We start from the raw sequence: 14,496 nt of genomic DNA on the forward strand, positions 1-14,496 counted from the left end.
CGCATCTCAGCGACTTTTATATCTTACCATGTCTGCTTAACCTTGTCAAGAACTTTTTTTTAATTCTTTTTTTGTTAAGCTTGCTGCATCACACAGCTTTAACATAATACCATGTTACTTAAGAAGTTGTCAACACATTTTTTTATGTTTGATTTTCTAAGTAACTGCCTACTCTCTCAAGCGACATGTGTTATTGTATCATAAATTTATAATGCTATATTACATAATACTAGTATATATGATGTTTATTCTTTGATTGCTATATTATTCTTGCCATTTACATAGTTTTTCACTTATAGATACGCAAGGATAAGTTTATTGTTTATCTGTACAAATTTTAAACTTTATTTACGCATTTTGCTATTCATTTAAAAACTTTAAAAGACCTTTCTGGTAATATTTAACTAAAAAAATCTTAAATTATATCAATTAATATCTATATCTTTTTATTTTACATTATAAAAAATTCTATGGTCTCTCCATTTTCCATTAATGAACAAATACTTTTCACTTACACCAAGCTCTTTAAATCCACAAGCTTTAAGTACTCTTTGTGATTTTTCATTATCTAATAATGTAGATGCTTCTAATCTATGTAATCCCATTTCATTAAATGCATACTCACATACTAATCTTAAAGCTTCCTTCATGTATCCTTTCCCTTGCTCATCTTCATCTATTGAATAACCTACAAATGCACTTTTGAATACACCCATAACTATATTAGATATTTGTATTTTCCCTATAAGTTTTTTACTCTTATAAACACCAAAATTAACGCTATCTCCATTTAAAAACTGCTTATATGATTCAATTAAATTTCTTTTTTGTACAGGCAATGTATAAAAATTATCCTCCCTATCAGGTTCAAAAGGTCTTAAATATTTTTCATTTTTCATGTAATATCTAAACACATCTTCTGCATCATTAGGAGTTAGTACTGAAATACCTATATTAATACCTTTTATATCTAATTCTCTACACCTGTGTCCATTTTTAAAAATGTCGAAATCAATTCCAAACAAAATTTCATCTTTATATAAATTATTACTAATAATACTGTTAGAAATTACGCCTTCTAGCTTGAATCCTAAATCTGTAAATCCCATTATATTTATTTCTTCATCAGCCATGACATTAACTTTATATATATTCATATTTCTAAATAGAGATCTTAAGAATGTTTCCAAAGACTCCTTTAATAACTCATAGCTTGAGCTTCCTGATTTATAAAATTTAATTCTAAAACTACAATATTTATTCTTATCTGAAAGTTCAATAATGAATACCCTTCCTATAGTTATTCCATCTTTATCTCTTATTATATATTCATTTGTACTTCCTTTTACTAAGTCTACAGTAACATACTGTTCCTTTAACATATTAACCTCTCCTAATTTAAGCCTGTACTTTTTCATATTTTATATTTATATAAATTACAAATAATATTATAACATATAATATTAAGTTAAAAATATTGATAATTAGCATTTATATGTTTATATTATTTATATAATTTAAATAGATAAATTAAGGATGTGTTTTTTATGAATAAACAAAATGTAGCTAAATTAAACTTATTTTTAATAGGATTAAGTAATAGGTTCAGTGAAAATAAAGATATATTTAAAGGTATAAAAATCACCTATAAAGCAGGTTTAAAAAACTTCAATGGTATAGGAAAATATGATAGTGGAAACATTAAATTCAATTTTAATGGTACTACTAATTCAATATCACTAAACAAATTAATAGAAATTGTTTGTACTGAAGCTTTAAATTATGATAGTTTAACTTTAATCTATAGTGAAAGAGGCACTGACATATTAATAGAAGCTGATAATACAAACGTAAAAATGAAGAACATAGATATAAAGGATGAATCTTCTAATGAGTTTAATGAAAGCTCAACTTTATTAAATAGAAACTATTATATAAAAGTTGGAAGTGCTGATGCTCTTTTAAAAGAGATTGGTATTATGTCCAGCCAAGGTAAAATAAAAAACGATAAAATAAGAAAATACAATCAAATAGATCATTATGTAGAATTATTTGATGAAATGCTAACTAAATTACCTAGAAACAAAGTTATAAACATACTTGACTGTGGATGTGGTAAATCTTATTTAAGCTTTGTACTAAACTATTATTTAACAGAAGTAAAAAAAATAAAATGCCACTTTATAGGGCTTGACTATAAAGAAAGCGTGATAGAAACCTCTAAAAAAATGTCTAGTAACTTAGGCTATAGAAACATGGACTTTTATTCAATAGATATTAAGGATTATATACCAAAAAATAAAATAAATATAGTTATGTCTCTTCATGCATGTGATACTGCTACAGATATGGCTTTGGCTACTGGAATAAAACTGAATTCCGATGCCATAATTGCGGTTCCCTGCTGTCAAAAAGAATTTCTAAGTCAATATAAATACGAACCTTTTAAAAATATATTAAAATATGGCGTATTAAAATCTCGAATGGCTGACATTCTAACTGATGGCATGAGAGCTTTAATGCTTGAAGCTAAGGGTTATGACGTTTCTGTAGTGGAATATATTTCTCCACTGGAAACACCTAAAAATATTATGATAAGAGCATTGAAGACTAAAGAAGAAGATGAAGATTTAATGAGTGAATATTTTAATCTTATGTCAAGCTTAAATGTGTATCCTGCATTATATGGCTTTTTAAATGAATGGTAAAAGTAAAAAGGGGTACAATTTACCCCCTTTTAAAAAACTGACCTATTTATTTTCTGCTTCAAATTTCTTCATAAATTCTACTAAAGCCTTAACACCTTCTATTGGCATAGCATTATATATGCTTGCTCTCATACCACCAACAGTTCTGTGTCCCTTTAAGTTATCAAATCCAGCTGCCTTAGCTTCTTTTACAAATTTAGCATCTAATTCAGCTGAATCAGTTACGAAAGGTACATTCATTAATGAACGGTCTTTCTTTTCAACTGTTCCCTTGAACATATTGCTTGAATCAAGATAATTATATAATATAGTAGCTTTTTCTTCATTTCTCTTCTTCATTGCTTCTAAGCCACCTAATTTTTGAACAAGCTTAAATACCTTGCCACATATGTATATTCCATATGCTGGTGGTGTATTATACAATGACTTATTATCTGCATGAATTTTATATCTAAGAACAGTTGGAGTACCTGGTAATACCTCATCTGTAAGTAAATCTTCACGAATTATTACTACAACAACTCCTGCTGGTCCTATATTTTTTTGAACTCCAGCAAAAATAAGTCCGTACTTAGTTACATCTACAGGCTCTGATAGTATATCTGAAGACATGTCAGCTACTAATATTTTATCACCTGTTTCTGGTATATCATTATATTTAAGTCCATGTACTGTTTCATTATGGCATATATAAACATAATCTGCATCATCAGAAATCTTTAAATTCTTTAAATCTGGTACATACGTAAAATTCTTATCTTCTGAAGAAGCTATAACATTAACCTTTCCATATATTTTTGCTTCTGCTATTGCTTTTTTAGACCATTGACCTGTTTTAATGTAGTCAACAACCTTATTTTTCATTAAGTTCATAGGAATCATTGCAAATTGCTGAGATCCCCCACCTTGTAAAAATAATACCTTATAATTATCTGGAATGTTCATTATTTCTCTTAATGTTTTTTCTGCATCCCCAATTATTTCCTCAAAAGCCTTAGAACGATGGCTCATTTCCATAACTGACATACCAGTTCCTTTGTAATCTAACATTTCTGCTGCTGCTTCTCTAAGCACTTCCTCTGGTAATGTAGCTGGTCCTGCTGCGAAATTATATACTCTTGACATTTTAAAAAGCCCCCTTGTTTATTTTAACTTATGAATAAATATTCCACTTCTTAATTTAGGTTCAAACCAAGTTGATTTTGGAGGCATAACCTCCCCTGCATCTGCAACATCTAGTAATTCTTCCATTGAAGGTGGATACATAGAAAAAGCTACTCCTTCATCTTGTTGTTCTGCTACTCTTCGCTCTAACTCTTTAAGTCCTCTAATACCACCTACGAAATCTATTCTATCATCTGTTCTAGGATCCTTAATTCCTAAAATTGGTTTTAACAAATTTTCTTGAAGAATAGAAACATCTAATCTCTTAACAATATCTTGATCATTATAAGTCCCTTCTTTAGCTTCAAGTTTATACCACTTTCCATCAAGATACATCCCATAAGTATGCTTACAATCTGGTTTATATGGTTCTTCTTTTTCATACATACTTATATTAAATTTTTCTGAAACTTTATCCATGAATTCTTCATTAGAAAAACCATTAAGTTCCTTAACAACTCTGTTATAATCCATTATATTTAAATCAGAATCTGGGAAAAGTACTGATAAGAAGAAATTAAATTCTTCGTCACCTTTATAATTTGGATTTTCTTCTCTTCTTTTTATTCCAACCTTTATAGCAGATGCTGCTCTATGATGACCATCTGCTATATATAAATTATCTATGTTCTTAAAAAGTCCAGATATACTGTTAATAGCATTATTATCATTTACAGTCCATACTATATGTTCTACTCCATCTTCTGCTACAAATTTATATAAAGGTTCTTTTTGAGTCCATGTATTTATTATGTTATTAACTTCATCGTTATATCTATAAGTTAAAAAAATCGGACCTGTATTTGAATCACAAGTATTTACGTGATTAATTCTATCATTTTCTTTATCTTGTCTAGTATGTTCATGCTTTTTTACTATATTGTTTATATAATCATCTATAGAAACACATCCTACTATACCAGTTTGTGCTTTTCCATTCATTATAAGTCTATAAATATAAAAACATGCTTGGTTATCTTGTACAAATATTCCTTTATCGATCATACCATTTAGATTTTCTTTTGCTTTTTCATACACCTTTTTATCATAAGGATTTGTACTATCTGGTAAGTCAATTTCTGCCCTATCTATGTGTAAAAAAGAATATTCATTACCTTCCACTATTTTTTTTGCCTCTTCCCTATTCATAACATCATAAGGAAGGGCAGCAACCCTAGCTGCCAATTCTTTCGTAGGTCTTACTGATTTAAAAGGGTTTAAAACTGCCATTTTACTTCTCTCCTCTCTTTATGCATTAACAGCATTAGCGTATTCAAAAGTTTCTTCAATTATATTTACTATTTCATTTCCTATTCTTTCCTGAGCTTCTTCTGTTGATCCACCTATATGAGGAGTTGCACAAACTCTAGGATTATTAATTAATTCTGGATTTGGATTTGGTTCATTTTCAAATACATCAATTCCAGCTCCTGCTACTTTTCCACAATTTAAAGCTTCAACTAAAGCATTTTCATTAACAACTCCACCTCTAGCACAGTTTATCAAGTATACTCCATCCTTCATTAGCTTAAATTCTTTTTCTCCTATAACAGCACCATCTTCTTTATTGAATGGAACATGAATTGATATAAAGTTTGCTTTTTTCAATAAATTTTCTAAAGTACAGAATTGATATTTATCATATCCTTTTGCTTTGCCTAATTTATCTGTATAAATTACTTTCATTCCTAAAGCTTCTGCTCTTTTAGCAACTTCTTTAGCTATTCTTCCAAATCCTATAAGACCTAATGTCTTCCCACATAATTCAACACCTTTATACTTTTTCTTCTCCCATTTCCCATCTCTCATTGTAATGTTAGATATATTTATATATCTTGTTAAAGCAAACATGTGTCCAATAGCTAGCTCTGCTACTGATGCACTGCTCGCATTAGGTGTATTTCTAACTTCGATGCCATTTTCTCTAGCATATTCTACATCAATATTATCTACTCCAACTCCACCACGAATTATTAACTTTAGTTCCCCATTTTTAGCTTCATCTATTAATGGCTTTCTTGCCTTAGTTGCTGATCTTACCACCATTACATCAAAATCTTTTACCTTTTCTTTAAGTTCATCTTCTTCATAATGTTTATCCACAACTTCAAAACCATCATTTCTTAATTTTTCTATAGCATCCTTTTCCATTCCATCACAAACTAATATTTTTATCATTATTAAGAGCCCCCTTCTATTCATTCCTGAATTTTAACATTTTATCTACATCTTGCTTTATTCTTACATATCCTAATATGAATAATTATTTATACACATTTAATACCTCCAAATACAATTTATAAATGTACAGCAGTAAAGCATTACACATACAAAACTGTGCATTGCTATAGTACACATAGTAAATAAAAAGAGCCAATCCATCCACATAGGGACGATTGACTCGCGTTGCCACCCTTATTAGCCACATAATTAAATATATGACTCACTCACTTAAAAATAACGATTTTAACCGTATTACTCATCGTAATAATCCTCCAAGGCGGATTCACAAAAGTATAATTATCAGTTCTCACCATCCACTGACTCTCTTTAATTTACTTATTGTTACTATTCTCTTCATAGGATATATTAAATTTTAATTAGCTATAAAAAAAGAGCCAATCCATCCCATACTAGGGACGATTGACTCGCGTTGCCACCCTTATTAGCCACACAACTAAATGTATGACTCACTCACTTGAAATAACGGTTTTAGCCGTATTACTCATCGTAATAATCCTCCAAGGCGGATTCACAAAAGTACAATTATCAGTTCTCACCATCCACTGACTCTCTTTAATTTACTTTATGTTACTATTCTCTTCATAGGACAAATTCATTTTTTCTTACTGCTTGTTTTTTATTATAGTTATATTATTATATTTTGTCAACATATATTTTAAAAATTTTTTATTTAATTTATTAACAATCTTCTTATTTAACCTAATTAGTTTTTATCATTTTATCAATTTTATCAAATAACTCTTTATTACAAGTACCATTATTATAATTAACGCAGTAGTTACAATTTTTAGACATATAACTCATATTTGTAATATTTACATAATGTTTAGGTTTATATTCTTCGCAATTTTGTGCTACTAACATTTTATCTTCTAAAGAAATCATAAATTCACTCTCCAAAATAATAATATCATTTTGTAAATCAAAGTTACCATAACAATATTATTACCATTATAAAAAATAAAATTACTAAAAATAAAAAATAATTATAAAGAATTTAATTAAAATTTCTTAAATAAAAAAGCTTCTATAAAAAATAATTTTATAAAAGCTCTTTCCTTAATTTAAAATTGATTCTGTTTCAGTACAATACCTAGTAATTAAACACTTTCCTAAACTTCTTGGACATCTTCTACATATACAATCTTCAGCTTTTCCTTGGCATTGCTTACCAAGCTCAGGACATACATTACAATTTTTGTCCACTACTGTCATTTAATTACCTCCTTAATCCTATCTTTTTGTACTTGTTTTATTTTTTTTCCTTTGTATCTTATAGCATTTACAGGACATGCATAAATACATCTTAAGCACATCATGCATTTGCTATGAAAAACTGCTTTTCCATCTTCAAATGTTATGTTACCATTGGGGCAATTTGTAAGACAAATACCACATTTAGTACATTCTGATGTAGCCGTAATATTTTTCGAAATCTTAGGAATCATCCTTCTAAAAAAATTCCCACATGTTTTTCCTAACTTTATTCTTATTAAAGAATTTTCTTTTTTTAATTTATTATTTTTTATAAAATTTTCAACTATAAGTTTCACCTTACATTCCGCATTATATAAAATTTTATCATATTCATTAATGTTAGGCTCTTTATTTAATAAAAAATAATAATTATTAGGCATCTTTATACATTCTTCAATAAAAATATTATATCCTTTATTTTTCAATTTTTTTGCTATTATAGCTGGTGCTGATGATGATTTACCACCTTGAGTAGCATATATAATTGTCTTTAGATTTTTTATACATATAGGAAGCTTATTTAGAAAATTATCTACTATTTTCGGCTCCATCTCAGCATAAACAGGAGAACCTATTATCAAAAAATCAAGTTGATTAAGCTTAATCTCATCAACTTTTTCAATATTTAATAACTCTAAATCTATTTTATTATTCCTAAAATGTTTTTTTAATATATCTGCTACCCACTTGGTGTTACCTGTCCCACTAAAATAATATAATAAACCTTTCATATTAAAACTCCACATGTTTACTTTTTATAAATAATTTATCTATTGAAATCATAATTTTTCTATTCACCATTTTGTTCACTAGCATATTTTTCCCTATAGCTACCCATTATCTTACTCAATATTTCCGCTGCTGTAGGAGGTGTAAACGTAATAGCATTAGCACCAGCTTCAATAGTTTGTTTTATAGCTTCTTCTGTTGGTCCCCCTGTTGCTATTATAGGAAATTCAGGGTATCGTTGACGTATCTTTTTTACAATATAAGCAGTTCTTTTAGCTCCCGATACATTTAAAATAGTAGCTCCCGATTCTATTCTTGCTGAAATATCTTCATATTCAGATACTACAGAAACAACTATTGGTATATCTATAGTATCTTTCATTTGCATTATTACTTCATTAGGTGTAGGACTATTAACTACAACTCCCATAGCTCCTTTAAATTCAGCATCTAATGCTAAATTTACCACTCTTCTACCTGTAGTAATTCCTCCACCTACACCACAGAAAACAGGAATATCAGTTGATAGTACAATCGCTTCAGTTATCAATGGTTGAGGTGTAAATGGATATACTGCAATAACAGCATCTGCATTGGTATTTTTTATAACTGCAACATCCGTACTAAACAAAAATGATTTCAGCCTTTTACCAAAAATCCTTATCCCACTTGCTTCTCTAATAACATTAGGCACTTCAATCATATGTCTTCTTAATATACCTTTAATTTCAGGTATATATTTTGTCATAGCATCCCCTCCTTTTTCGCATCATAAACTACTATTTATATTACATTATATTACCTTATATTAACATATAATTATTTACATTTGCAAACTACATAATTACTTTAATCGAAATATTTCATCATTACAGTTATCAATTTCGCACCTATATGCTTTTTCTCCATTATATCCCATTTCTTTTAATACTTTTTTTACTATATTTCTACCTATTTTATCTTCACTCATTTCACATAAAGCATCTTCAATATGATGCCAATCTACCCATTCCACTTCAGAAGACTTATTTATCTCTCCACTATCATATTCTGCCATAAAAGTAAGCATTATTATCTCTTTTGATTCTACACATTCACTGCCTAAATATTTTAAATTTTTTATTTTAAGTCCAGCTTCTTCAAAAACCTCTCTATGAACTGTTTCTTCTACACTTTCGCCATTAGTAACATATCCAGATAATAGGACTTTAGAATTCTTAAATATATAGCTTTGTTTTAATAATAATATTTTATCTTCTTTTATTATGGCGACTATAATACAAGGCTTAGGAGTATCAAAATACATAATTTTGTCTACTGAACAATAAGGCACTCCCCCCTCATCCCAGCTATATTTTTCTTCCAACTCTCGTCCACAAATTGGACAATATTTAAATTTCATAAAACACCACTCCTATAAGAGCAGTTTCACCTCCTTTACTTAACACCAGTTTGCGCTTTTATATATAATTATATTATAGAATTATATAGTTACCTATTCAATTAAAATATATCAATTAAAGTTTAACATTTATAGACTTATGTAAGGTTATAAAGTTCTCACCAACCTTGCAATCATAAGCCATTACATGAACTCCATTTTTTTCTGCGAATCTTAAGGCATCTGAAAAACCTTTATCCATTGTATCATTTGGTGAAAAATAATTTATATTTTCCATTTGAATTAGAAATATTATTGCTGCATCTTTGTTAGATTTTTTTACTTCTACTAGTTCTAACAAATGTTTTTTCCCTCTTTCCGTAGGTGCATCAGGAAACATTGCCTTTCCATCCTCCTCTAAAGTTACTCCTTTAACTTCAACGTAGCATTCATTTTCCAATTCATCTGTAAGCTTAAAATCAAATCTACTATTACCAAAAGTTTTTTCTCTTTGTACTTTACTATATTTACTAAGTAATCCTATTCTTTTATCATTTAATGCTTCTTCAACTACTCTATTTGGTATTTGTGAATCTATATTTATTAATGCATCTCCTTTATATGCTGCTATTAAATCATAGGCTGTTTTTCTATTAGGATTGTCTTCTTGCCTAAGTATTACAGTACATCCTGGTATTAAAATTTCTTTACATCTTCCTGTGTTAGGAACATGAACCATAGTCTCTACTCCATTTATCTTTACATAAGCTTGAAACCTGTTAGGTCTATTAATAAATTCTGATTTTATAATATTTTTCTTTATAATCAATATACCATCTCCAATTTTTTAATTTTGTTCACATGTTCTTAAAACTTATCCACAAACCTTTCGTTTTTTTATTATTTTCTGTGAATTAATTTATTTTATTATTTTTTATGTATATACATGTCCATATAAAAATAGCAACTAAAACTAATAGTGTTCTACTAATAATTTAGCTGCTAAATAGCTTTATAAAAATAATTTAAAAATAATAAGAAATATAACACCTGGTATTCCCAAAAATCCTGCAATAAGTGCTGTTATAGCATTAATTCCTATGTAAAAATTAAAATAACTCCCTATTATATTAACTATTATAAGTAATACAGCTCCAAGTACCGCATTAATTACTAGTTTGAATAATATCTTTAAAGGCCAGGAAAATATTTTTACTAATATGTATAATCCTAAAATGGCAATTAAGAAATATCCTATATATTGAAAATCCATAATTTTCTCCCCCAAAACTTTGTTATTAATAAATTTATATTCTTATATTATAAAAGTATTAATAAAAAATGAAAAGTAAAAACTAAAAAAGTCTTTACTTTTATTTCTTTTATTTTAATTATCCTACCTTTACTTCCTTCAATATATCACTGGAAATAACCTTTAAATTACTCTTTTTCGCTTCATTCAATAAATAAGCATATTTTGCTTTTGCTGCTTCCTCCATATATATAGCATAATCTACAAGCCTAGGGTCATTAACTAATTCAAAATATTCTACTGCATTTTTCAAATCTTCCCTTGCTTTATCTATTGCATACAATAATCGCTTTTGTTCTTCAGTATACACATTCTTTCCAGTTATATGTGCAAGTATTTCTTTTTTATTCATAAAAACCTCCTATTTTGTGTAGTAATTATAATAATTGACACAAAATAGGTTTAATATTCATTATATCTCTTTTCTTCCTTCTATAGCCTTAGCTAAAGTTACCTCATCTGCATATTCAAGATCTCCCCCTATAGGAATACCATGTGCTATTCTGGTCACTTTAACTTCTAATGGTTTTAATATTTTTGATATATACATAGCAGTAGCTTCTCCTTCAATATTAGGATTTGTAGCTACTATTACTTCTTTTACTTCTCCATTTATTCTTCTAATAAGTTCTTTTAATTTTATATCTTCAGGACCTCTTCCAGCCATAGGAGATATATTTCCATGAAGAACATGATAAACTCCATTAAACTCCTTAACCCTTTCTATTGCTATAATATCTTTAGGTTGTTCTACAACACATATAGTACTTTTGTCTCTATTTGGATTAGAGCATACTGCACAAGGATCATTATCTGTGAAATTACCACATATAGAACAATATTTTATTGTTCCTCTAGCTTTAATTAAAGCTTCAGCAAATTCTTTAACCTCTTCTGCAGGTAAGTTTAAAACATGAATTGTTAATCTTTGTGCTGTTTTATACCCTATCCCTGGTAGTTTAGCAAACTCTTCTATAAGCTTTTCTATTGCAATTGGATAAAAATCCACCTTTTTTCACCTCAACTTAAAACCCCATCTTTAAAAGATGGGGTTTTTCATATTTTTTAAAACATACCTGGCATATTCATTCCACCTGTTAATTTTTTCATTTCTGAAGCAGTTTCTTCTTCTGCCTTTTTCAATGCTTCATTACATGCACTTAAAACTAGATCTTGAAGCATTTCTACATCATCAGGATCAACAACTTCAGGCTTTATTTTTATATCAATTATTTCTTTTTTGCCATTTGCTACTGCAACTACTGCACCACCGCCAACTGTTGCTTCAAATTCCTTATTTTTTAAATCACTTTGCATATCTTCCATTTGCTTTTGAAGCTTTTGTGCTTGCTTCATTAAGTTATTCATGTTTCCTCCACCGAAATTAGGAAATCCACCTTTTGCCATAATCAATTCCTCCTTAATTCACTTTACATAATTTCAATTATACCATATTTTTTTGTTTATTCATCTATTATTTCTACTATATCTTCTCCAAAAGTATCTTTAATTACTTGCTCTGGTGAATCATTTATACCATTAATATTTTCAAAATCTATATGATACTGTACTCTTACCTTTTCCTTCAATACCTCAGAAAATATAGCTTCTACAATTTTTCTATTTTCATCTTTTTCTAATCTTTCCTTATTAAAAGAATAATCTTTGTCATATCCAATAGTTATTATTCCTTTATCACATGCATCAACTTGACCTGTAGTTAATGCTGCAAATAAAACCATATATCGTTTACTTTTAAAAGCTTCCAATATATCCTTCCAACTTCTCCTCACTATATCAACAGTAAGCTTTGAATAAACATTTTGTTCCATTACAGGCTGTGTTGCTTCCTTAACTGCATCCTTTTTAGTTATACTTTTCTTTACTTCATGCTTTGTTACTTTAGGAATGTTTCTTTCATAAGAAACTTTTATTTCTCCTAATCTTACAGCTTCTTCTAATCTATTCAACCTTGCAAGTATAACTTCTTTTGAAGTGTCATATTCTATTTTACACATCTTTATTACTGCCAATTCTAAATATATCCTACTTTGTTTCGTCCATTTTGATTGTTCTTCTGCATCCTGAAGTATTCTTATATTTCTCATAATTTCTTCTGATTTTATTTTTTTAGATTGCTCTTTCAAAAGTTCTATATTTTCTTCAGACATATCTAATATTTCTTCAGGCTCTTTAGAGACCTTTACCATTAAAAGATTTCTCAGATGGGTAATCATATCTCTAATAAAATTATAAATATCCTTACCACTAAGAACTATATCATCAATTACCTTCATTGATTCTTCCACATTTTTATCTATTATACTATCTGCAAGTTTTATCATATTTTCATTAGTAACAAGTCCAAGCATACTTACAACTGACTCATATTCTACTTTTCCACCACCCATGGATATTGCTTGATCTAATATACTTAAGGCATCTCTCATAGCACCATCACTCATTCTAGCTATTAAATTTAAACTTCTATCATCTGCAAAAACGCCTTTTTCTTTAACTATATCCCTCATTCTACTAAAAATATCTGAACTTTTTATTCTCCTAAAATCAAATTTCTGACATCGTGAAAGTATAGTAACTGGAAGTTTTTGTGGATCTGTTGTAGCAAGTATAAATATAACATTTGAAGGCGGTTCTTCCAGTGTTTTTAAAAAAGCATTTACTGCTTCAGCCGTTAACATATGTACTTCATCCATTATATATACTTTATATTTACCCTCTTGAGGTGGATATTTTACATTTTCTATAACATCCTTTATATCCTCCAAGCGTCTTTTAGATGCTGCATCCATTTCTATAACATCAATAGAAATTCCTGAATTTATCTTTTTACACATATCACATTCATTACAGGGTTCTCCATCTCTTAAATCTGTGCAATTCACTGCTTTAGCTAAAATTTTAGCTGTAGAAGTTTTTCCTGTACCTCTTGTGCCTGAAAAAAGATATGCATGTGCTATTCTACTATTCTTTATTTGATTTTTTAATGTAACAGTTATATGTTTCTGTCCCACTACATCATCAAAAATTCTAGGTCTCCATTCTCTATATAATGCAGTATAAGCCATTAAATCACCTTCTTCTAACTTTCTAACTACCTATATTATACATTAATAAGCACTTAATAGTTAATATAATAAAAAAAAGACACCATATGGTATCTTTATTCAAGTCATTATTAAAGTCGTGCACCTTGCTTCGTCTAATAAAATATGAGCGTTACCCATATAGTTAACTCAAACCAGGTTTATCCACGGCACACGAAAATGATCACTTACCGCTGCTTCCTTCCGGATCTGACGGGGTTCATGAGTTTTCGTTGCGTGGGACCCAGTTCTCAACGCCACTTTTATGGGCCAGACCCCACATTTTATAGCCTAAGCAAGGAATTCAATCCTGCTATAGCGGATTGCAGGTTACAGGGCACCGCTATCTCCCCATCTAGCACGACAAAGATTAAATGGCGGAGAAAGGGGGATTCGAACCCCCGGTAGAGTTTCCCCTACACACGCTTTCCAGGCGTGCTCCTTAAACCACTCGGACACCTCTCCATAATTGATTTACTCATAAAAAATATTAAATTACAATGTTCAGACATTTAAACCAATATCAGAACAAGCATTATTATACTATTAATTTTTGTATAATTCAATACTTTTGCTAAAAGTTTTACTATCCTA

Annotated in this window: 16 protein-coding genes, 1 tRNA gene, 1 other RNA gene and 2 other annotated features; of the genes, 1 reads left to right on the forward strand and 17 read right to left on the reverse strand. The window is 29.0% G+C overall.

Annotated features, from left to right (window positions below; all coding sequences use genetic code 11):
* Positions 1–446: 446 nt before the first annotated feature.
* Entirely contained in the window at positions 447–1,382 is a 936-nt protein-coding gene (locus EG57_RS0218760) for a GNAT family N-acetyltransferase (protein ID WP_032078679.1), read from the reverse strand.
* 165 nt (positions 1,383–1,547) lie between these two features.
* Here EG57_RS0218760 and EG57_RS0218765 point away from each other — a divergent pair, with 165 nt between their 5' ends.
* Positions 1,548–2,708: a class I SAM-dependent methyltransferase gene (locus EG57_RS0218765; protein WP_032078680.1), complete on the forward strand. Its 1,161-nt coding sequence runs from the start codon at positions 1,548–1,550 to the stop codon at positions 2,706–2,708.
* Positions 2,709–2,750: 42 nt separating this feature from the next.
* Here EG57_RS0218765 and serC read toward each other — a convergent pair whose 3' ends face one another.
* The 16 genes from serC to EG57_RS0218840 form a co-directional block, all read right to left on the reverse strand.
* Positions 2,751–3,833 carry a 3-phosphoserine/phosphohydroxythreonine transaminase gene (gene serC, locus EG57_RS0218770; protein ID WP_032078681.1) on the reverse strand — a complete coding sequence of 361 codons (1,083 nt, stop codon included), beginning with the start codon at positions 3,831–3,833 and terminating at the stop codon, positions 2,751–2,753.
* Positions 3,834–3,851: 18 nt separating this feature from the next.
* Positions 3,852–5,102, reverse strand: coding sequence for a DUF1015 domain-containing protein (locus EG57_RS0218775; protein WP_032078682.1), 1,251 nt, complete (start codon positions 5,100–5,102; stop codon positions 3,852–3,854).
* Between the two features lie 18 nt (positions 5,103–5,120).
* On the reverse strand, positions 5,121–6,050 hold the full coding sequence (locus EG57_RS0218780) for a D-2-hydroxyacid dehydrogenase (protein ID WP_032078683.1): 930 nt from the start codon (positions 6,048–6,050) through the stop codon (positions 5,121–5,123).
* Positions 6,051–6,257: 207 nt separating this feature from the next.
* Positions 6,258–6,462 (reverse strand) — a binding site (T-box leader).
* Between the two features lie 42 nt (positions 6,463–6,504).
* Positions 6,505–6,708 (reverse strand) — a binding site (T-box leader).
* Between the two features lie 107 nt (positions 6,709–6,815).
* Positions 6,816–7,001 (reverse strand): hypothetical protein, encoded by a 186-nt coding sequence (locus EG57_RS0218785; protein ID WP_032078684.1) that lies wholly within the window; start codon positions 6,999–7,001, stop codon positions 6,816–6,818.
* A gap of 174 nt (positions 7,002–7,175) precedes the next feature.
* Positions 7,176–7,331, reverse strand: coding sequence for a hypothetical protein (locus tag EG57_RS26765; RefSeq protein ID WP_032078685.1), 156 nt, complete (start codon positions 7,329–7,331; stop codon positions 7,176–7,178).
* The gene (locus tag EG57_RS0218795; protein WP_032078686.1) at positions 7,328–8,104 is read right to left on the reverse strand and encodes an EFR1 family ferrodoxin; all 777 of its coding nucleotides are present in this window, start codon (positions 8,102–8,104) and stop codon (positions 7,328–7,330) included. The genes EG57_RS26765 and EG57_RS0218795 overlap by 4 nt, the downstream gene beginning before the upstream one ends.
* 59 nt (positions 8,105–8,163) lie before the next feature.
* Entirely contained in the window at positions 8,164–8,850 is a 687-nt protein-coding gene (locus tag EG57_RS0218800; protein ID WP_032078687.1) for a beta/alpha barrel domain-containing protein, read from the reverse strand.
* Between the two features lie 96 nt (positions 8,851–8,946).
* Entirely contained in the window at positions 8,947–9,504 is a 558-nt protein-coding gene (locus tag EG57_RS0218805) for an NAD(+) diphosphatase (RefSeq protein WP_032078688.1), read from the reverse strand.
* Positions 9,505–9,619: 115 nt separating this feature from the next.
* Positions 9,620–10,312 (reverse strand): DNA/RNA nuclease SfsA, encoded by a 693-nt coding sequence (gene sfsA, locus EG57_RS0218810; RefSeq protein WP_032078689.1) that lies wholly within the window; start codon positions 10,310–10,312, stop codon positions 9,620–9,622.
* A gap of 183 nt (positions 10,313–10,495) precedes the next feature.
* Positions 10,496–10,756: a pro-sigmaK processing inhibitor BofA family protein gene (locus EG57_RS0218815; RefSeq protein WP_029162304.1), complete on the reverse strand. Its 261-nt coding sequence runs from the start codon at positions 10,754–10,756 to the stop codon at positions 10,496–10,498.
* A 118-nt stretch (positions 10,757–10,874) separates the two neighbouring features.
* Complete coding sequence (locus EG57_RS0218820) at positions 10,875–11,147, reverse strand: YaaL family protein (RefSeq protein ID WP_032078690.1); 273 nt, start codon at positions 11,145–11,147, stop codon at positions 10,875–10,877.
* A 60-nt stretch (positions 11,148–11,207) separates the two neighbouring features.
* Positions 11,208–11,804 (reverse strand): recombination mediator RecR, encoded by a 597-nt coding sequence (recR, locus tag EG57_RS0218825; RefSeq protein WP_032078691.1) that lies wholly within the window; start codon positions 11,802–11,804, stop codon positions 11,208–11,210.
* A 56-nt stretch (positions 11,805–11,860) separates the two neighbouring features.
* Positions 11,861–12,202 (reverse strand): YbaB/EbfC family nucleoid-associated protein, encoded by a 342-nt coding sequence (locus EG57_RS0218830; protein WP_032078692.1) that lies wholly within the window; start codon positions 12,200–12,202, stop codon positions 11,861–11,863.
* Between the two features lie 56 nt (positions 12,203–12,258).
* A complete protein-coding gene (dnaX, locus tag EG57_RS0218835; protein ID WP_032078693.1) occupies positions 12,259–13,884 on the reverse strand; it encodes a DNA polymerase III subunit gamma/tau in 1,626 nt (541 codons plus the stop codon).
* A gap of 116 nt (positions 13,885–14,000) precedes the next feature.
* An RNA gene (gene ffs, locus EG57_RS25960) (signal recognition particle sRNA large type) lies at positions 14,001–14,266 on the reverse strand.
* 11 nt (positions 14,267–14,277) lie between these two features.
* A tRNA-Ser gene (locus tag EG57_RS0218840) sits at positions 14,278–14,367 on the reverse strand.
* Between the last annotated feature and the right edge of the window lie 129 nt (positions 14,368–14,496).

Origin of the sequence: Clostridium drakei (assembly GCF_000633595.2) — a bacterium.
In the GTDB taxonomy this organism is placed as follows: domain Bacteria; phylum Bacillota; class Clostridia; order Clostridiales; family Clostridiaceae; genus Clostridium_AM; species Clostridium_AM drakei.

Bases quoted from the DNA above. Each gene is read 5' to 3' on its own strand.
- EG57_RS0218805 (WP_032078688.1), bottom strand. From the start codon at position 9,504: ATGAAATTTAAATATTGTCCAATTTGTGGACGAGAGTTGGAAGAAAAA.
- EG57_RS0218830 (WP_032078692.1), bottom strand. From the start codon at position 12,202: ATGGCAAAAGGTGGATTTCCTAATTTCGGTGGAGGAAACATGAATAAC.
- EG57_RS0218815 (WP_029162304.1), bottom strand. From the start codon at position 10,756: ATGGATTTTCAATATATAGGATATTTCTTAATTGCCATTTTAGGATTA.
- EG57_RS0218775 (WP_032078682.1), bottom strand. From the start codon at position 5,102: ATGGCAGTTTTAAACCCTTTTAAATCAGTAAGACCTACGAAAGAATTG.
- EG57_RS0218820 (WP_032078690.1), bottom strand. From the start codon at position 11,147: ATGAATAAAAAAGAAATACTTGCACATATAACTGGAAAGAATGTGTAT.
- EG57_RS0218800 (WP_032078687.1), bottom strand. From the start codon at position 8,850: ATGACAAAATATATACCTGAAATTAAAGGTATATTAAGAAGACATATG.
- EG57_RS0218760 (WP_032078679.1), bottom strand. From the start codon at position 1,382: ATGTTAAAGGAACAGTATGTTACTGTAGACTTAGTAAAAGGAAGTACA.
- dnaX (WP_032078693.1), bottom strand. From the start codon at position 13,884: ATGGCTTATACTGCATTATATAGAGAATGGAGACCTAGAATTTTTGAT.
- serC (WP_032078681.1), bottom strand. From the start codon at position 3,833: ATGTCAAGAGTATATAATTTCGCAGCAGGACCAGCTACATTACCAGAG.
- EG57_RS26765 (WP_032078685.1), bottom strand. From the start codon at position 7,331: ATGACAGTAGTGGACAAAAATTGTAATGTATGTCCTGAGCTTGGTAAG.
- EG57_RS0218795 (WP_032078686.1), bottom strand. From the start codon at position 8,104: ATGAAAGGTTTATTATATTATTTTAGTGGGACAGGTAACACCAAGTGG.
- EG57_RS0218765 (WP_032078680.1), top strand. From the start codon at position 1,548: ATGAATAAACAAAATGTAGCTAAATTAAACTTATTTTTAATAGGATTA.
- EG57_RS0218785 (WP_032078684.1), bottom strand. From the start codon at position 7,001: ATGATTTCTTTAGAAGATAAAATGTTAGTAGCACAAAATTGCGAAGAA.
- EG57_RS0218780 (WP_032078683.1), bottom strand. From the start codon at position 6,050: ATGATAAAAATATTAGTTTGTGATGGAATGGAAAAGGATGCTATAGAA.